This window comes from Micromonospora sp. DH14 (assembly GCF_029809455.1).
Taxonomy (GTDB): domain Bacteria; phylum Actinomycetota; class Actinomycetes; order Mycobacteriales; family Micromonosporaceae; genus Micromonospora; species Micromonospora parva.
In genome coordinates this window covers 196,422-213,563 of record NZ_JARVKT010000012.1, presented here as the reverse complement: position 1 = coordinate 213,563, position 17,142 = coordinate 196,422, and the positions used below count along the sequence as shown (strand labels likewise).

The 17,142-nt window shown below is 68.9% G+C and carries 16 protein-coding genes and 1 pseudogene; 7 read left to right on the top strand and 10 right to left on the bottom strand.

The window, feature by feature from the left end:
- Nucleotides 1-47: 47 nt before the first annotated feature.
- From QCZ28_RS18275 to QCZ28_RS18265, 3 genes are all read right to left on the bottom strand, one after another.
- Nucleotides 48-236 (bottom strand): hypothetical protein, encoded by a 189-nt coding sequence (locus tag QCZ28_RS18275; protein ID WP_279517788.1) that lies wholly within the window; start codon nt 234-236, stop codon nt 48-50.
- A gap of 311 nt (nt 237-547) precedes the next feature.
- Nucleotides 548-3,241 (bottom strand): helix-turn-helix transcriptional regulator, encoded by a 2,694-nt coding sequence (locus tag QCZ28_RS18270; protein WP_279517769.1) that lies wholly within the window; start codon nt 3,239-3,241, stop codon nt 548-550.
- A gap of 147 nt (nt 3,242-3,388) precedes the next feature.
- Nucleotides 3,389-4,891: a multicopper oxidase domain-containing protein gene (locus tag QCZ28_RS18265; protein WP_279517768.1), complete on the bottom strand. Its 1,503-nt coding sequence runs from the start codon at nt 4,889-4,891 to the stop codon at nt 3,389-3,391.
- 274 nt (nt 4,892-5,165) lie between these two features.
- Between QCZ28_RS18265 and QCZ28_RS18260 the strand changes: the two genes are divergently transcribed.
- Complete coding sequence (locus tag QCZ28_RS18260) at nt 5,166-5,600, top strand: hypothetical protein (RefSeq protein ID WP_279517767.1); 435 nt, start codon at nt 5,166-5,168, stop codon at nt 5,598-5,600.
- A gap of 255 nt (nt 5,601-5,855) precedes the next feature.
- On the opposite strand, the gene QCZ28_RS18255 is transcribed toward QCZ28_RS18260, so the two are convergent.
- Entirely contained in the window at nt 5,856-6,209 is a 354-nt protein-coding gene (locus tag QCZ28_RS18255) for an LLM class flavin-dependent oxidoreductase (RefSeq protein ID WP_347815118.1), read from the bottom strand.
- 253 nt (nt 6,210-6,462) lie between these two features.
- On the opposite strand from QCZ28_RS18255, the gene QCZ28_RS18250 reads away from it, so the two are divergent.
- Together QCZ28_RS18250 and QCZ28_RS18245 are read left to right on the top strand one after the other, a co-directional pair.
- Nucleotides 6,463-7,164, top strand: a complete 702-nt coding sequence (locus QCZ28_RS18250; protein WP_279517766.1) for an alpha/beta hydrolase — start codon at nt 6,463-6,465, stop codon at nt 7,162-7,164.
- Nucleotides 7,165-7,697: 533 nt separating this feature from the next.
- On the top strand, nt 7,698-8,828 hold the full coding sequence (locus QCZ28_RS18245; protein WP_279517765.1) for a hypothetical protein: 1,131 nt from the start codon (nt 7,698-7,700) through the stop codon (nt 8,826-8,828).
- 296 nt (nt 8,829-9,124) lie between these two features.
- Here the strand turns inward: QCZ28_RS18245 and QCZ28_RS18240 are convergent, their stop codons facing one another.
- From QCZ28_RS18240 to QCZ28_RS18230, 3 genes are all read right to left on the bottom strand, one after another.
- Complete coding sequence (locus QCZ28_RS18240) at nt 9,125-10,135, bottom strand: mechanosensitive ion channel domain-containing protein (protein WP_279517764.1); 1,011 nt, start codon at nt 10,133-10,135, stop codon at nt 9,125-9,127.
- 426 nt (nt 10,136-10,561) lie between these two features.
- Entirely contained in the window at nt 10,562-11,707 is a 1,146-nt protein-coding gene (locus QCZ28_RS18235; RefSeq protein ID WP_279517763.1) for a hypothetical protein, read from the bottom strand.
- Nucleotides 11,704-12,276 carry a sigma-70 family RNA polymerase sigma factor gene (locus QCZ28_RS18230; protein ID WP_279517762.1) on the bottom strand — a complete coding sequence of 191 codons (573 nt, stop codon included), beginning with the start codon at nt 12,274-12,276 and terminating at the stop codon, nt 11,704-11,706. Before QCZ28_RS18230 ends, QCZ28_RS18235 begins: the two co-directional genes overlap by 4 nt.
- Nucleotides 12,277-12,449: 173 nt before the next feature.
- Here QCZ28_RS18230 and QCZ28_RS18225 point away from each other — a divergent pair, with 173 nt between their 5' ends.
- Together QCZ28_RS18225 and QCZ28_RS18220 are read left to right on the top strand one after the other, a co-directional pair.
- Nucleotides 12,450-12,815: a hypothetical protein gene (locus QCZ28_RS18225; RefSeq protein ID WP_279517761.1), complete on the top strand. Its 366-nt coding sequence runs from the start codon at nt 12,450-12,452 to the stop codon at nt 12,813-12,815.
- Between the two features lie 134 nt (nt 12,816-12,949).
- Nucleotides 12,950-13,585, top strand: a complete 636-nt coding sequence (locus QCZ28_RS18220; RefSeq protein ID WP_279517760.1) for a hypothetical protein — start codon at nt 12,950-12,952, stop codon at nt 13,583-13,585.
- Nucleotides 13,586-13,618: 33 nt separating this feature from the next.
- Here the strand turns inward: QCZ28_RS18220 and QCZ28_RS18215 are convergent, their stop codons facing one another.
- Nucleotides 13,619-13,936: a hypothetical protein gene (locus QCZ28_RS18215; protein ID WP_279517759.1), complete on the bottom strand. Its 318-nt coding sequence runs from the start codon at nt 13,934-13,936 to the stop codon at nt 13,619-13,621.
- 186 nt (nt 13,937-14,122) lie between these two features.
- Here QCZ28_RS18215 and QCZ28_RS18210 point away from each other — a divergent pair, with 186 nt between their 5' ends.
- The gene (locus QCZ28_RS18210; protein ID WP_279517758.1) at nt 14,123-14,584 is read left to right on the top strand and encodes a barstar family protein; all 462 of its coding nucleotides are present in this window, start codon (nt 14,123-14,125) and stop codon (nt 14,582-14,584) included.
- 59 nt (nt 14,585-14,643) lie between these two features.
- Here the strand turns inward: QCZ28_RS18210 and QCZ28_RS18205 are convergent, their stop codons facing one another.
- Together QCZ28_RS18205 and QCZ28_RS18200 are read right to left on the bottom strand one after the other, a co-directional pair.
- Nucleotides 14,644-15,189 (bottom strand): GNAT family N-acetyltransferase, encoded by a 546-nt coding sequence (locus QCZ28_RS18205; protein WP_279517757.1) that lies wholly within the window; start codon nt 15,187-15,189, stop codon nt 14,644-14,646.
- Between the two features lie 73 nt (nt 15,190-15,262).
- Nucleotides 15,263-16,300 carry a DUF808 domain-containing protein gene (locus tag QCZ28_RS18200; protein WP_279517756.1) on the bottom strand — a complete coding sequence of 346 codons (1,038 nt, stop codon included), beginning with the start codon at nt 16,298-16,300 and terminating at the stop codon, nt 15,263-15,265.
- Between QCZ28_RS18200 and QCZ28_RS18195 the strand changes: the two are divergent.
- Nucleotides 16,224-17,042, top strand: a pseudogene (locus tag QCZ28_RS18195) (MBL fold metallo-hydrolase); the annotation flags it as partial. The gene QCZ28_RS18200 and the pseudogene QCZ28_RS18195 overlap by 77 nt on opposite strands.
- Between the last annotated feature and the right edge of the window lie 100 nt (nt 17,043-17,142).

Below are 17,142 nucleotides of genomic sequence, written 5' to 3'. Positions count from 1 at the left end.
AAGTCGTCTCCGGGCGATTGCGACCGGCACGGCGCGGAAACCAGGACCTAGACATCTGATGCATGGCCCGGCCTCGGCAGAGCGGACAGCCGCCAGCCGCACCGGACCTGGGCGCTGAGCGTGCCCACCACAGCCTCCGGGGCCCGAGCGAGAATCGGCATCCTCACCCGGATCGGATCAATGGTGACGATCGCCTGGTGCGCGGAGTTCCATGCGTTGGCCTGGCTGTTCCACATGGAGAACCCGTCGTGGTGCTCGGCCATCGGCCCGCGAACTTCGCACTCGCGTCGACGAACAGCTGCGCCCACTCGTTGGCGAAGGCCAGGACGCTGAGGACCCCCAGTGGTAGTAGATGCTGACGGCAGCCGCGGCCCCTCCCACGCCGAGAGCGGACAGCAGGGTTCGTCGGGTGATCGGGGGGCCGGAACATGGAGATCCCGCCAGGGAAAGGTGGTGGTGGGCCATGCAGGATCGGCAGGATCAGTGCATCGCTGCGGACTTATAGATCAGACGTATCAGGGCTTGAATGTCGATGACTTCGGCCGGGTCACGCCCCGAGGTCGGGCCGGCCTCGGAGTTGCCGGCGCGAGGTGATGCCGAGCTTGCGGAAGATGTTGCGCAGGTGGGTGTCCACCGTGCGCGGGCTGATGAACAGTTGCGCGGCCACCTCGTTGGACGTCGCGCCGGCTGCGACAAGTCGGGCGATGTGCAGCTCCTGGATCGTCAGCTGGTCGTACGTGTGTGGGGACCGCTGGCGTGGCCGCTCCCCGGTGGCGCGCAGCTCGACGGCGGCCCGCCGGGCGAAGGCGTCCATCCCCGCCTCCGACAGCAGGCGGTGCGCGGTGCGCAAGTGCTCTCGGCAATCCCGTCGGCGACCCTCGCGCCGCAACCATTCCCCGTACACGAGATGGGCCCTGGCCCGATACGCCAACAAGGGGCTTCGTCCCAGGTGCGCCACGGCGGCCCGGTACTGCTCCTCCGAGCCGGTCACCAGGCCCCGGGCGTACGCCGCGATGCCCAGGCCGGTCTCGGTTCCGCTGGCGTCGGCGCGGTCGACGAGCGATTCCAGCGCCACCGCGGCGGCGTCGAAGTCACCACAGCGGACCGCCGCCTCGATCAGTTCCGGCAGGGAGAAACTGGCGAGGAAGAGAGCGTCGTCCGTGACGGCCCGTCGCGCGGCGGCCAGCGCGGCCGGGTAGTCGGCGAGGCCGTTGTGCAGCACCGCCGACGCCCAGTCGATGTTGCCGATCAGAAGACCGCTACCGCTGGTCGTTGCCGCGACCCGGGCACTCTCGAACAGCGCCAGCGCCTCGGTGCGGCGACCACGCATGGCCGCCAGGTGGATCCGGTGGTAGGGCATCGGCGACCCACCGGTCGCGTCAGCGATCGCCTCCTCCTCGGCGATCGACGCCATCGCCAGGCCGAGGTCGGCGGTGAGCGCGCCGTACGAGCCGTTCTGCGCGAGCCCGAGACGCAGCAGCAGTGGCGACCCGGACTCGCGGCCGGTCCGTACCAGCCAATCGACGATCGCCGAATACCGGTGCGGATCCCACGTCTCCGCCGCGAGCATCAGGGCGAGGGCGGGATGCTCGGTCCATCCCGGACCGTCGGGGGCATCGAGGACCTGCCGGATCAACGGGATCGCGCGGCCGTATCCCGCCGTCTTGAGCGCTTCCAGCGCATCCAGCACGTCCGCCGGACGTGCGACGGTCACCGATATCGACCGTGCGGCGGCCAGCACCAGGTCCTGCACGCTGCTCGCCCGACCGACGAGGAGACTCGTCTCGATCGCGTCCACGAGGCACCTGCGGGCCCGCGCCGGATCCAGCGTGGCCAGCCGTTCCCCCGCGCGGATCATGAATTCCGGGCCGCTCACGTCCCGGTCGCTCTGAAAGGCGATCCGCCCGCGCACCACGTCGGCGTGCGCGATCTGGAACTCGTCGAGCGCGGTGTGCTCGATCGCCCGGACCAGCGCCGCGGCCCGATCGGGGCGGCCAGCAACAAGGGCGGCCTGCGCCGCGGCGAGCGTTCGTTCGATCCGGCCGGCGGGCTCCTGGGACAGCTCGGCCGCCCGTTCCAGGAAGGCCGCAGCGGCCACCATACCGCCGCGCGCCCGGGCGCGGGTGGCCGATCGTACGAGTTCGGCGGCGACGTCGTCGTCGGGGCCGACGCTGGCCTGGGCGCGGTGCCACGCCCGCCGGTCCGGCTCGGTGCCGGCGTCTGTCGCCTCGGCCAGCGCCCGGTGCGCCTGCTGTCGTTCGGGCCCCGACGCGGCTCGATAGACCGCGGAGCGGGCCAGCGGGTGGCAGAAGTGGATGCCGCTGGCGAACTCGACCAGCCCAGTCGTGGCAGCGCTGGCGCTGGCGGTCGACACGTCGATGCCCAACAGGCGTACGGCCGACCACAGGATCGTGGGATCGCCGGTCGGGTCGGCGCTCGCCACGGTCAGCAGGTGACGGGCCTCGTCCGGCAGATCCGACAGCCGGGCCTGGAAGCTGTGCTCGATCCGGGTCGGCACCGGGTCGGCACCCGACGGCCCGAAGCCGCCCGCCGTGGGCAGTTCGAGCAACGCCAACGGATTTCCCCGAGCCTCGGCCAGCAGACGGTTGAGCACCTGCTCGTCGAGGAGCAGGTGCCGTCGGGCCGCGAGCAGGCTTCGCGCATCGGCGTCGCTCAGCCCACCAACGTCGAGGCCCGGTAGCACGTGCAATTCGTCCGGGGCGGGCATCCGCAGCGCGAACAGCATGACGACGGGCTCGGCGGCCACCCGCCGGCCGACGAACGCCAGCGCCTTCGACGACGCCGTGTCCAGCCAGTGGGCGTCGTCGACCACACACAGCAGGGGATGTGCCCGGGCCGCGGCGGTCAGCAGACCCAGGGTCGCCACGCCGATGTGGAACAGGTCGGGCTCACCCGCCGTGAGTCCGAAGGCGACCCGGAGTGCGTCGGCGTGCCGGGCGGGCAGATCACCGAGGTGATCGAGGACCGGCATGCACAGCTGGTGCAGCGCGCCGAAGGGCAACTCCCGTTCGAACTCCGCGCCGGACGCCTGGATGACGCGTGCGTCGGACGCCGCGTCGCGGGCGTGGGCCAGCAGGGTGCTCTTGCCGATGCCGGCCTCGCCGCGCACCACAAGCGCCCCACCACGGCCCGACCGCGCGCCCTGGAGCAGATCGTCAATGACCTTGCGCTCCACGTCCCTGCCGACGATTGAGCCCCGGGAAACAGCGGCGGATCGCACTCCAGACAGGCTACCCGTGTCGGTGGCCGGCGGAGACGCCCGGAATCGCACTGTTCGCGCCCGGCACGGACCAGACGGATAGACAACTCCTACCGATGCGATCGCACACCCCGCACCGTCGCCAGCAAGGTCATCCTGGCGCCCTGATCACTGGTGCTGGTGCCGGCTTGGTGGATTGCCAACCTGCTCGCCCTCGCCGAGGACGACGAACTGACCCATCATCCCGTCGTCCTCGTGGGCGAGCAGGTGGCAGTGGTACATGTAGGGCCTGTTCGGGTCGGTGTGGTCCCGAAAGCGCAGCGCCAGGCGGTAACGCCGGCCCTGTACGAGCAGGACGGTGTCCTTCCATCCACGCAGCGATGGATCCGGCTCCCCGCCGTCGACAGTCAGCACCTGGAACTGCACGTCGTGGACGTGGAAGTTGTGCAGGTACCCGTTGTCGTTCGTCACCTCCCACACCTCCACGGTGCCCTCGCGGACACCGAAGTCGATGCGGTCCATCGCCATCGGTCGGCCGTTGATCTGGTTCGACGCGAGCACGAACGAGCGTTCCTGGGCGACCACCTCGTCGACGAGATCCGGGGCGACGCCGAGCACGGCGGGAACGGTGGTGTCGTTGGACAGCGAGGCGGCGGACCGGAACTGGCAGATGTCGAACCGGTCGTGGAAGCCGTCGAGCCGTCCCAGCACACCGCCGTGCTCGGCGGGGTAGGCGCGCATCTCGACCCGCTCCCCCGGCTCGAAGGCCACCACGATCTCGGCGCGTTCCCCGGGCGAGAGGTAGAGACGATCGGTCTCCCACGGCGCGGCGAGCAGACCACCGTCAGTGGCGATGAGCGAGAAACGCCGGTCGTCGGAGAACCCGAAGTGGTACAGGCGCGCGTTGGACCCGTTGAGCAGGCGCAGCCGCACCAGCCGGGTCGTGACGTCGACGTACGGCCCGATCGTGCCGTTGACGAGAATCTCGTCACCGATCACACCCAGCGAGCCCGCCAGCGGCTCCCGTTGCACGAACTGCTGGTCGCCGTCGAACGCGCGGTCCTGGACGATCATCGGGATGTCGTCGACGCCGTACTCGGACGGCAGGTTGAGCGCCTCGGTCTGCTCGTCGTCAAGGATGAACAGCCCGGCCAGGCCTCGGTAGGTGTGGTCGGCGGTCGATCCGTGCAGGTGTGGGTGGTACCAGAGAGTGGCGGCGGGCTGGTCGATCGTCCACCACGGTTCCCAGGTCCCGCCAGCCGAGATCGTCTGGTGCGGGCCGCCGTCCATCATTGCCGGCAGGTGCATACCGTGCCAGTGCAGGGACGTAGCCTCGTCGAGGCCGTTGCGCACCGCGAACTCGACCCGCTCGCCGCGCCGGGCGCGAATCGTCGGGCCGAGGTAGGTGCCGTTCACGCCCCAGGTGCGGGTGGCTTTCCCGTCCTTGAACCGGGTCTCGCCCGGCTGGATGCCGAGCGTGAAGACCTGGGCTCCGGACGCACCGCGTTGCGACGGGGCCAGCGGAGGAACCGACAATGCCGTGTCGAAGGCGAGCTTTCCGACGGTGTCCTGCTTCGCGCTCAGGTAGTAGGCACCGAAGCCACCACCGCCGAGAGCGACGGCGCCCCCGGCTCCCCAGCCGAAGACCTTCAACACGGTGCGACGTTTCATGGGGACGACCATGTCGCGGCCGGCGCTGCCATCGCGTCGGTGACAACTGCGTAGCTGCGGGGTCGCGCCGCACACCCATCATGAGGGCTGGGCCTGTCCGCGCCAGCCGGACAGCCGGTCCGCCTGCCGCAGGCCCATACACAAAACAGCAGGCGTGCTCGCGACGCCACCACACGGGCGACTACGCAATTACCACCGACGCGGTGCCGCGCCCCGCTGACGGATGCTCGACCGGCCCACGAGTACGACGTGATCGAGCAGACAGGGAAGCTACATGACCGCCCAGACCGAAGTCGCTACCGCCGCTACGACACCGACCCGCTGGCAGGATCGGACCGGGCGCATCCTGATGGCGATCACGGCAGCCGCCACCCTGGTGCCGTTCGTCGAAGGCGTCACCCGCCTCGGCGACGTCTCCGAAGACCTGATCCTGACCGAGTACTGGCGAACCTGCGCCTACATCGTCTTCGCCGGGATGTGGGCTCTGCTGGCGGTCGCACCCCGAAAGCAGCGCGGCATGTGGGAACTCCTGATGTTCCACAAGATCGCGGTCACCATCCAGGCCGCCTTCATCCTGGATGTCCCCCACGCGGTACGCACCTTGATCGCCGACGGATTCGTGTCGCTGACCACCATCGCGGCCTACGTGCTCTGCCGTGGCTGGTACACCTGGCGCCGCGACGCGCTGGGACCCAACGACAACCGCTGACCGTACGCGGCCGCATCGGTGGCCACGCCGTCCCAAACGGGCACGGTCACGCAACCCGCGCCGGCCCACCCAGGAGCCGAGAACCTGAAGAGGATCGCCGACCTGTGCTTGCCGGGGACCGGTCCCGAGGCGCGTCTGGTTCGCGATCACGCTGCCGCGAGTTCAGCGGCGCCACCGGTCAGCAAGCGCCTGCCTCAAGTCCGAACTCTTCGCCGACGAGGGCAAAGGACCGTACGCGGTCGGAGGGGTCGTAGATCAACGAGGTGAGCATCGGCCGACACCCGGGTCGATGCGACCGGGGTGGAAGGCGTTCAGGACGCCGAACTGCTCGGCCACGACCAGTGGTGCGTGGTTGGTGAGCATGACTCCTCCCGACCCGAGCCGGATGGAGCGGGTCGCGGCACCGAGGTGGGCGAGGAGAACGGCAGGCGCCGGGCTGCTTGAGGCGGGAAAGCTGTGATGCTCGGCGACCCAGTAACGCCGGTAACCCCACCGCTCGGCGGCCTGCGCCAGTGTCGTGGTCAGCCGTTCAGCGAGCGCCGCCGCACTCGCCCCATCCGTGACGTCGACAGACTCGGTGGTCAGCCCCTCGCCGTGGCAGATGAACAATGGTCACTACGGCCCTTGGATCGGCATGGAGGCCCAGGAAATGTGTCGTTACCCACGACGACAATCGCCAGCGTCAGGTTTGTGGCTCGGCTCATAGCCGACCGCATCTGACTACTGGGAAGTAGCGGCATATATTTCCGCTGGCGCCGATCGGATTCGGTGTTCCACACCGCGGTGACCACACCACACCACCGCGCAGGCATCAGCGAATTCCAACACGATCACGTCCGTCCATCCTGGGCAGGAGTACATCTTGAGGACACTTCCGTCGCTTCTTCTCGTGCACGGCGCCTGGCACGGGCCCTGGGCCTGGCAGTCGCTCGTCGAGCAACTCCCGGATATCGACATCCACACGGTTTCATTGCCCAGTAGCGGCAACGACGCCGCAGCCCTCGGCGACCTCTACGACGACGCGGCCGTGGTCAAGACCGCCGTCGCCGCTATCGACGGCCCGGTCGTGGTCGTCGCCCATTCCTACGGCGGTGCCCCGGTCACGGAAGCGCTCGGCGCTGCGCACAACGTACGCCGGATTGTCTATCTCGCTGCTTTCCAACCGGATGTCGGTGATTCGCTGTTCTCCACCGCCGGCGGTATTGCTCCGCCGTGGTGGGAGGTACACGAGCGGGCCGAACTCAAGGGCAAGGGTTACATCAAGCCGTCGCAGCCCCGAGAGGTCTTCTATGGCGACGTCGATCCGGAAATCGCCGAACAGGCCGTTGGGCGACTCGGACTCCAGGCCTGGGCATCGACGCAGCAGCCGCTGACCCAGGCGGCGTGGCACACCATTCCCAGCACCTACATCGTCTGCGAGGCGGACAACGCCCTGCCGCCCTTCGCCCAGGAACTCATGGCCAAACGAGCCGAACGGGTGCTGCGGATGAACTCCTCACACTCGCCGTTCCTTTCTCAGCCCACCGAACTGGCCGCGCTGATCTCGGCCGAACTCTCCGCCTGACGCTCGCCGCTGCCCGGTAGGGCAGCCGCGCGTCCGGGCCCGAGCCGCAACGGTGGGCGGCCTGTCCCGCACAGCGAAATCCTCGCCCGACAGGACGGGGATCGCTCGGAGCGCGAAGAGAAATCACGCTTCGTGGGGTAATAACGTGTCCGAGCCCATTCCCCCACCGCCGATGATGCTCGGCATCACTCTCGCGAGTCGAGCTGCGATGGTGACCTCTTCGGCTCCGGTCGAGGAGGTCACCAGCCTGTTGGCCGATGTGCGGCGTGGCCGGCCTGCCGGGCGTCCATCGCCTTCGAAGAGACCTAAGCCCGGCGAATCAGCTACACCCTTCGGGATGGTCTCTTAGGCTGCGTGGGCGGGCCTCCGGTTCGACGCAGGCGTCGCGTTGGCGCTGCACGGCGGTTGAGGCGTTCCCCTCGGCGACCTGGTTCTACCACCATGTCGGTCGGCACGGGAGCTGTCGCGACGGCGCGTGACGCCCCCGGTTCTCGCCGTCGCCGGCCGTGCCCGGCTACCGGTGAGGAGCAGCGGTGACCCACAGCGAACGGCATCGCCCGGAAATAGTCGTGGGACTGGTGGCAACCCCACCGGACCAGCCGGCCCGGGTGGCTGGGAGGCTCACTGCGGAGTTGGTCAGCGGGCTCACCGAGCGGGTGAGCGCGGACGTGCGGTGGACCGTCCGGCAAGGCTGGGGGGAGGTGGCGCCGCGCCGTGATGGCGGCGCGGAGGCGCTGCTTGACGATCTTGCTAGGCGGCGTACGGACGATCGGTGGGACGTCGCCATCTGCCTGACCGACCTGCCACTGCATGTCGGGCGGGCGCCCCTGGTCGCGCAGACCTCCGGCCGGCGCCAAGTCGGGATGATTTCCCTGCCCGCGCTGGGACTGCGGCAAATGCGCTCGGTCCGCGTAGCCTTCCCGGATCTGGTGGGCCAACTGCTGGCCGACGCCTCCGACCACCGGGTGCCGCCGGCCGATCGGGCACCAGCCGAGACGACGCGGCACCTTCCCGCCGTCCGTCGGGTGATCGACGGGACCGATGCTGGTGAGCGGCGCTACCTCGCCTCGGGGCTGATCGGCCGGGCGCGCCTGTTGACCGGCATGGTTCGCGCCAACCGTCCTGGACGGGCCCTGCTGGGCCTGTCCAAGCTGTTGGTCGGCGCGTTCGGCACGGCTGCGTTCGCGCTCACCACGGACACCATCTGGCAGATGGGCGATGCCCTCGGCGGACTCCGGCTCGCTGTGATCATGGTGCTCGGGTTGAGCGCGTTGGTGGCCTGGTTGATCGTTGCGCACGACCTGTGGGAGAAGCCGAGCCGCGAGACGCCGGCTGAGCTGGCACGGCTGTTCAACCTGGGTACGATCCTCACTCTCAGTCTGGCCACGGCGGTGTCCTACGTGGTGCTGTTCGTGGGAACGGTGCTCGTCGGGGCGCTGCTGATCGACACATCCGTGTTCGAGCAGATTCTGCAGCGGCAGGTGAGTGCCAGCGATTATCTGAGGCTCGCCTGGATCACCAGTTCATTGGCCACTGTCGGCGGTGCGATTGGCTCAGGGCTGGAGAACGCGGAAACAGTCCGGGCTGCCGCTTACGGCTACCATCCCCAACCCGGCGGCTGGCGGGACGAGAAGGGAAGGGAGCGGTCCAGCGGCGCGAGCTGAGCGGGCGCACGCCGCCGGGGTCGCGCTACGGTGCGAGGACCCAGTCGCAGGATCCCGCTGGTCAGCGCCTTACAACATCTCCAGGGCTGCGGGCCGGCAGGTGGCGGGAATGCCCTGTCCAATGCCGTCATGCTTCCTCGGTCAGGTGCGGGTCGCGTGCTCGCGCGTTCTCCCGGGTGTGTTCTGGGTGAACGATCGGGGGATGGCCGCAACCATGTCCTGCCTCAGCACGCAGGCCAGCGCGACGTGAGCGGGCGTCACCCCGTGGTGGCCGGACGCGAGTCCTGGAGCATTGTTCAGGGCTGATACTGACTACGGGTGCGGGGCAGCCACTGCGGATGGTGGTCGCGCAGGTAGCAGATCAGCCCCTCGCGCAGGTCGCAGCGCAGGTCCCAGGCGCTGGCACCGTCGGCGGCCGAGGCCTGCACCTGGATGACGACCGTCTGCGGCGTGGAATCGACCATCTGGAGCACCCACTGGTCGCGATCCCACAGCGATGAGGACTCGACCAGCCGACGCGTCTCCCGACGCAGGTCGTCCAGGTCGGCGGTGTGGTCGACATGGAGCTGAATCTTGCCTATTACCCGAGACTCGTTTCGGGTCCAGTTCTGGAACGGCCGCTCGGTGAAGTACGTCGTTGGCAGGATGAGCATCCGCTCGTCCCAGAGCCGGATCACCACATTGGTGAGCTTCACCTCCTCAACCCGGCCCCACTCACCGTCCACCACCAGCACGTCGCCGACATGCAGCCCGTCGGCGAAGGCGACCTGGACACCGGCGAAAGCGTTGCCCAGCGCGGTACGGGCAGACAGGCCGATCAATGCCCCGACCACCCCCGCCGACGTCAACACGGAGACACCGAAGAGGCGTACCGGCCGAAAGGTGATCAGTATCAGGCCGATCGCGACAATCGTGACGACGGCGACGGTGAGCCGCCGCACGGGACGGATCTGCGTCCGAGCCCGCCGGACCCGTCGGCTGGCGGCCGCGTCACCCGGCAGCCGGCTGAACGCGACCGCCTCGGCGACGTGCAACGCCCTGATCACCAACCAAGCCGCGGACAGAACCAGGGCCACCAGGACGGCGTGCCGCAGATGACGCTGCCACCCGACCGGTTCCAACGGCAGCGCGTAGTACAGCGCCCCCACCAGCAGTACCGCCGCTGCCGGCCGCCGGCAGGTATGCCGCAACGGCTCCAACAACCACCGGTAACGGCCAGGGGCTACCCGGCGAACCAGCACGCCGGAGATCAGGTCCACGACCACCGCCGCCACCAGCGCCACTACTACGATCAAAGCGGTACGCATCAGAGGCCGTTCACCGTGATCCCGATGCCACCCTCCCCCGGCTCGCTGCCCAGTCCACGTGCCAGCGTCCCATCTTGAGCAGTAGTAGGCGGCCAACATCGGCGAACAACGACCACCTACGTCAGCCGTCCGACGGTCCGGGTCGGTGTCCTGACCGCGATCTACCCGCTCACCTCTGCGGAGGGCATCCTCGCCACAACAGCAAATCCCCGCCCAATGGGACGGGGATCGCTTGAAACGCGAAGAGACATCACGCTTCGTGGGGTAATACCGCGTCCGAATCCGTTGCCCCATCGCCGATAACGCTCGGTGCGATTCTGAAGCTCGCACACGCCTAGCTGCGGTGGCGACCTCCGAAGAGGTCACCACCGACGACGGCTGGTCACGGCACCGACGGTGGGATGGGCGTCTCAGACAACTCCCGGCTTACAGGTCGGCCTTCGTCACGCGGGAGGATTCGTACGTCGTGGAGGCCTGAGGGAGGCCCGGCACGGTGGAGACGTCCTTGACGAGCATGCCGGTCGTGGCGTCGATGGTCAGTACCTCACTGCCCTGGCCGCCGAACACCTCGGGGCCGGCGGTGATCGTCAGCGTGGCCTTGCCGTGGGTGGTCGAGTTCTTGACGCTGACCGCGGAGATGGTGGACAGCAGACGCAGCACACCGGCCCGGACCTGCGTGTTGCCGTCGCCAGCGGACAGCGCCTGGGTGCTGTACGTCCACAGGGCGTTGTCGAAGTGCCGCTGAACGGCCTGAGGGCTGTACGGCTTCGGCTCGGCGTTGCCGCCCTTCTGCTTGATGATCACCTGGGCGTGCGCCTGCTGCTTGTCCCACACCGCCTTCTGCGCTGCGGGGTCGAGGCCCACCAGCGGATCGTTGGCTGCCTTGAGCATCTGGGTCCGGCCGTCGGCCGGGCTGCTGTCCGCCGCGGCGATGGCCGCCTTGAGAAGCGGAGCGTAGCCGCCGTCGGTCATCTGGTCCTGGTGACGGGCGATCGCACGCTTGATGTCCTTCACGCTGTTGCCCGTATAGATCGCATGACCGTCGGTGTACAGCGTGTAGACGACCTGCATGGTCTTGGTGCCGTCGACCTGCGTCGCCTTCACCAGCCACGCGTCGCCCGCCGCCGGGGTGACCGTCTTGATGGACCCGGCCAGGGTCATCAGCGGCGTACGCTCGGCCGACCCGTCGACTGCGGTCGAGGCCGAGGTGGCGGCTGACGAATCCTTGCCGGCCTCCACGCCCCCGGTCGCCGGCGAGTTGAGCACCACCGCGACAACTGCCGCCGCGGCGGCGACCCCCACCCCGGCGCCGATGCCCCATCGGCCCGCGATACCGATACGGCGGCGACGCTGAAGCGCCGGGCTGGATTCGTGGTCCCGCGTGGTTGTCGTCGTTTCCATGGTTGACGTCGTCTCCATAGTCGTGTCCTCCGCTGATATCGCACCCAGCGGCCGCACGGTTCCGGGGTCGGCCATAGCCGCCCGCAGCACCGCCCGGGCCCGCTGATACGCCTCCGGGCGTAGTGGTTCTGCGCTGCCCAACGCACCGACCAGATCGAGCTCGTCGGTCATCGGTGTCTCTCCTTCCCGCTGTTGCGGTCCTTCAGAAGCGCGGACACCCCCGGGGCGTCGCGCAGTGCCGTCCTGGCCTGGCTCAGCAGCCGCCGCGCGGTGCCGGCCGGTATGCCGAGAGCCCGCGCGGCGTCGGCTGCGGTCAGGTCCTCCCAGGCGACGAGCCTCAGGACCTCCCGCTCTTCGGGTTTGAGCCGCGTCAGGGCCGACCGGAGCACCGCCCGGGCGTCCACGCCGAGGTCCACGGCCGACCACGGATCCCATCCAGTAGCCACGTCCGGCACGTCCGCGACCAGGTCCTCGGCCGGCCGGGACCGCCAGTAGCGCCGCAGGCGATTCAATGCCACCCCGTACAGCCACGGCCGGGCATCGTTGTACGACCGGTCGTACGATCGCCGCGACTCGAACGCCGCAACCCACACCTCGCCCAGGAGGTCCTCAGCCGCATCCCGCCCAACCCGCCGAACGAGGTACGAACCGACGGCGGCCTCATGACGCTCAACCACCTCCACGAAGGCGTCGACATCGCCATCCAGCGAGCGGCCTATCAAATCCGCATCCGAAGCCATGGCCCTCCTCGGCAAAGTCCGCGCTTCACCCTGACATTGCCGATCAGGCGGGAAAGTGTTCAGGCCCCGAGGTCCGACAGCGGCAGCGACGCTCAGGGTGAGTAAGTGTGCGGACACTCACGGTCGGCGGGAGATCGTTACCCTCGTAGTCCACCGAACGGGGAGGGGCCAGCATGGCGGCGCTGGTCGAGCACACCGAGCTGTACGTCGATGTCGACTATCGACTGTTCGCGATGATCGACGACAGCAACGACCGGCGCGACGTTCCACCCTCACCGCACGAGCTCGATCAATGGGTCAGCTCGACGCCGGGCTACGTGGCGGTCGAGAACATCGGCATCGCCGACGCCTACCGCCTTCCGCCGGGCCGCCGGGCCGCCGGGCCGCCGGGCCGCCGGGCCGCCGGGCCGCCGGGCCGCCGGGCCGCCGGGCCGCCGGGCCGCCGATGGAGCGTACGGCTGGCCTGGCGCACCGAGGCGCCACCCGCTCCGGACGAGCTGCCGACCGCGTCGGTCCTCATCCAGTTCAGCCCGGCCTGAGCCGCCGGCCGACACTTCGCGGTCGGGCCTGTCTGTCCCCCGTGATTTCGGCGACCCCCACGGGGACGCTGACTCTCGGCGCTACTCAACGCTCACAGCGGGCAGGCAACCACCGGCTGCGGGTCCGGGCGACCGTGGTCACGGCGATCCGGCGGCGCACGATCAGCGCCGCGACAACACCCCTGGCCACCTCGGCGCCGGGTCGGCGGCGACCCTCTATTGCTAACGCCGATGCCTACTACGCGGACCAGCAGCGCATACACCAGTACGCCGGGGAGGTCACCGAGACGTGGGGCGGCGTCACGATGAAGATCGACCGCAACTACCTCGACGTGAGGGTTACCCAGACCCCGCCGCAGCAGCGGACCACGACCATCGACAACAGCACCTCGGGCGGTTTCGCCGCGAGCACCGAATGGGGCACGTCGGCCTACTCCGGCCAACGGTTCGGCACCGACTACCGGTTCACCAGTCCGGTGTCGTCCAGCGACGTCGCCTGGTTCCGGTCGACCATCCCGGCGACCGGAAGCTATGAGATCTCAGTCTGGTACCCCGCCGACGCGGGCTACAACAACCAGACGCCATACCTTGTGGAGACCACCACAGGCAGCAGGTCCGTCTTCGTCAATCAGCGGATCAACGGCGGTAGGTGGGTCTCGATCGGCGTGTTCACCCTGGCTGCCGGCACGGGCAACAAGGTCGGCGTGAGTCGCTGGACCAGCGGCACCGGGCTCGTGGTCGCCGACGCGGTACGGATCACCCGGGTCTGAGCCAGTTCACTCGCCCCTCGGCGAGCAGCGCGGTCACGGCCCGAACTGCCGGCGCCGCACCCGTCTCCGGGGGAAACCCCAATGCAGCACCGCCATGTCGACGTGGTTCAGCGCGGCCTCCCGGGCCTCCCGACCGATGACGACAATCAGTTCAACCTTGCTGTCGGCGTCTTGGAGGCGCTCGCCCGCAAAGGGGACACGCAGGCGCGCGAAACGCTGCGCGGAAACGTTCGTGACGGCGTCCGCTGGATCGATGCAATGACAACGCTGGCCTCCAGTTGGCCGACGGAGTCGTGGGACGACCTGTGCGGCAGAGCAGTCCCGCGCCACCGGCAGCGTCGTCGAGCTCATTCCCGCAACCCCGGTCTACGGGTACGTCGCAAACCGCCGAACGACACCCCGGGGCGATCGGCTCGCGGTCGCCCCGGGAGCTGCGGGCCCCTACCGACCGGTGGAACCGTCGATCAGCTCCCGCAGGATGTCGGCGTGCCCGGCATGCCGGAGCCTCATCGAACGCCGTCGCGTAGCTTGGGCTGAATGACGAGCAGTGGGCGGAACGACTCCGCCGATCACCTCGTGGTCTGCTCACGCACTACCCTGGTCGAGCTGGCGGCGGTGTTACCGGCAACGGGCAGGTTCGTCGTCGCCCGACTTGACGGAACGAGGATGGCGGACGCGGACCTCGCCTTCTACGAGTTCTCCGACGCGCTGCTCTTCCCCGGCTACTTCGGCTGGAACTGGGACGCGTTGTCCGACTGTCTTCGTGACCTGAACTGGCTGCCCGCGGACGGGTACCTGATCGTCGTCGACAACGTGTCCCGGATGCTGTCGAACAGTGCAGACGACCGGAACACGCTGTTCCGGGTCCTGTCGCAGGCCGTGCGGCACTGGGCGTTTCCGGTCGGTCGGCCAGAGCTCACGGTGCTGCTGCTGTGCGACAGCGACGACGAGGCCGCACTGTTGCGGCAGGAGATCGCTCAGGCGCTTCGTCAATCGTGACGCGCTTCGCAGGTCGCCCGGGCCAACGCTGAGCGCGGGGCTCATGCCCCGATGCCGCGCTACAGGTCCATCGCGTACACCCGGACCCGGCGGCCGGTGTCCGGCTGCACCGTTTCGCGATCCAACGACATGCCCAGCTTGACCATCACCCGAGCGGACGCATCGTTGCCGACGACGTGAATGCTGACCAGCCGCCGGAGGTCGAGCTCGGCACGAGTGCGGGCGACGACCGCCTGGGCCGCCTCGGTGGCCAGGCCCCGACCCCAGTGCGTACGGCCGAGCCGCCAACCGATCTCCACTGCCGGCATGATCTCGGGCAGGAAGGTCGGCACCGCCAGTCCGGTGAAACCGGCCAGCTCACCGGTCTCCTTGATCTGAACCGCGTACAAGCCGAAGCCGTGCTCGTCCCAATGCCGCTGATAGACGGCCAGGCGCTTCTCGGTCGCGGCGCGGTCCAGGGTGTTGCCGTCATGGATGTAGCGCATCACCTCGGGCTGCGCGTTGATCGCGGCGAACCCGTCCAGGTCGTCGTCCTGGCAAGGGCGCAGGAGCAGGCGCGGAGTCTCCAGGGACGCGGCGTGGAGGGAGCTTGTCAGATCAGCCACGGTTCCTTGGTAGCACCTCGGCGACCCACCGGGCGATGGGTCGCCTGGCCGGGAAGCAAGCTAGATGTCGCGGTCAACCGCGCGGCGCTCGGTCCGCAGGAGCGTCGCGCGGTTGAGCTGCACGGCTCAGCGGCGCGGGGATGGTGCCGTCAGTACGAGTCGTGGCCGTCGCAGTCGCAGCCGCAGCCTTGGATGTGCGGCGGTGGAGCGTGAGAGTCATGACCAGCACGACCAGCGCTCCGACGATCAGCCCGAGGATCGCGCTGGCCACCGTGTTGACGAGCCAGCCGACGAGCCCGCCGAGAACACCCGTGGCGTCGTGGGCGGCGACCTCCACGTGGTGCACGGCCTCGTACAGGAAGTGCAGGTTCAGCTCGTTCGTGCCTAGCAGCAGGATGTGCCCGCCCACCCACAGCATCGCCGCGGTGCCGACTACCGTCAGCACGGTGAGGACCACCGGCATCGCCCTCACCAGACCGCGGCCGAACGTGGCGACGGCGCCGGAACGTTGCGACAGGCGCAGCCCGGCGTCGTCCATCTTTACGATCAGGGCCACCACGCCGTACACCAGGACGGTTATGAGGACGGCGACGACAGCCAGGATCACCAGGCGGGACCAGAACGCCTCATCGATCACCTCGTTAAGGCTGATGACCATGATCTCCGCCGAGAGGATCAGGTCGGTTCGTACCGCCCCAGACACCAGTGTCGTCTCGTCCTGAACCTTCTCCTCGCCCGCGCCGGAGGCACCGTGATGGGCGATCTTGGCCCACACCTTCTCCGCGCCTTCGTAACAGAGGTAGGCGCCGCCGAGCATGAGGATCGGAGTGAGCAGCCAAGGCACGAACTGACTGAGCAGCAGCACCGCCGGCAGGATGATGAAGAACTTGTTGCGCAGCGACCCCACGGCAATGCGCTTGATAATCGGCAACTCGCGCTCGGCCGCCAGGCTCCGCACGTACTGCGGCGTGACGGCAGCATCGTCGACGACGACACCCGCAGCCTTGGCGCCGGCCTTCGCGGCGGCCGCCCCGATGTCATCGATCGACGCGGCAGCGGCCCGGGCCAGCACCGCCACGTCATCCAGCAGGGCTACGAGTCCACCAGCCAAGGGAGGGTCCTTCCAGGGATGCGGTTCGAACTGGCCCATTCTCGCTCAGGTCTCTGCGCGCGGCACGCCACCGCCCGGCCGTATATCGGGCGTCATATCACCTTCCCCAGATTGGACAGGCCGGCCGCCCGAGGCGACTCCGCCGACGGACATGGCGCTGTACCGTCTGCCCACCGGCACATACACGACGCGAGCGGTGTTCGCCGTGACCGGAGGGTCCGTGCGGGACAAGCGGGATTTCGCGGCCACCGCCGTGCTCATCTCCCACCCGAAGGGGGACCTGCTCATCGACGCGGGGTTCGGCGAGCACGTGGCGGAGCACATCAAGATGCTGGCGCGCATGGAGCGTGCTCCCCACCGGCCCAGCCGGACCGCGGCGCAGCAACTCGATGCGGCCGGCTATGACCGGTCCCGGCTTCTGGGCGTGCTCGTCACGCACGTGCACTGGGATCACGTCAGCGGCCTGGACTCCCTGCGCGTGCCGGTCTGGATCAACGGGTCGGAGATCCGCTACGGCGCCGACGACTCGCACGGCAGGGTGTTCCGCGCGGTGTCGCAAGGCCTGGAGATCCGGGAGTACGCCTTCGACGGCCCGGAGTATCTCGGCTTTCCGGCGAGCTTCGACTTCTACGGAGACGGCTCGGTGATCGTGGCCCTCGCCGCGGGCCACACTCCGGGTTCGGTCGTCGTGTTCGTCACGCTGACCTCCGGTAAGCGGTATGCGTTCATCGGCGACCTCACCTGGCAGATGGACGGCATCCCCCGTGGTGCGGAACGCCCGTGGTTGATGCGCCGCGTCGCCGATGTCGACGCCAACACCGTCCGGGTCGGCCTGCAGCGCA

Coding starts and splice junctions, on each gene's coding strand:
- QCZ28_RS18240 (WP_279517764.1), bottom strand. CDS start 10,135: ATGCGTACCGCTTTGATCGTAGTAGTGGCGCTGGTGGCGGCGGTGGTC.
- QCZ28_RS18210 (WP_279517758.1), top strand. CDS start 14,123: ATGACGAGCAGTGGGCGGAACGACTCCGCCGATCACCTCGTGGTCTGC.
- QCZ28_RS18215 (WP_279517759.1), bottom strand. CDS start 13,936: ATGAGCTCGACGACGCTGCCGGTGGCGCGGGACTGCTCTGCCGCACAG.
- QCZ28_RS18260 (WP_279517767.1), top strand. CDS start 5,166: ATGACCGCCCAGACCGAAGTCGCTACCGCCGCTACGACACCGACCCGC.
- QCZ28_RS18225 (WP_279517761.1), top strand. CDS start 12,450: ATGGCGGCGCTGGTCGAGCACACCGAGCTGTACGTCGATGTCGACTAT.
- QCZ28_RS18275 (WP_279517788.1), bottom strand. CDS start 236: ATGTGGAACAGCCAGGCCAACGCATGGAACTCCGCGCACCAGGCGATC.
- QCZ28_RS18265 (WP_279517768.1), bottom strand. CDS start 4,891: ATGAAACGTCGCACCGTGTTGAAGGTCTTCGGCTGGGGAGCCGGGGGC.
- QCZ28_RS18235 (WP_279517763.1), bottom strand. CDS start 11,707: ATGACCGACGAGCTCGATCTGGTCGGTGCGTTGGGCAGCGCAGAACCA.
- QCZ28_RS18230 (WP_279517762.1), bottom strand. CDS start 12,276: ATGGCTTCGGATGCGGATTTGATAGGCCGCTCGCTGGATGGCGATGTC.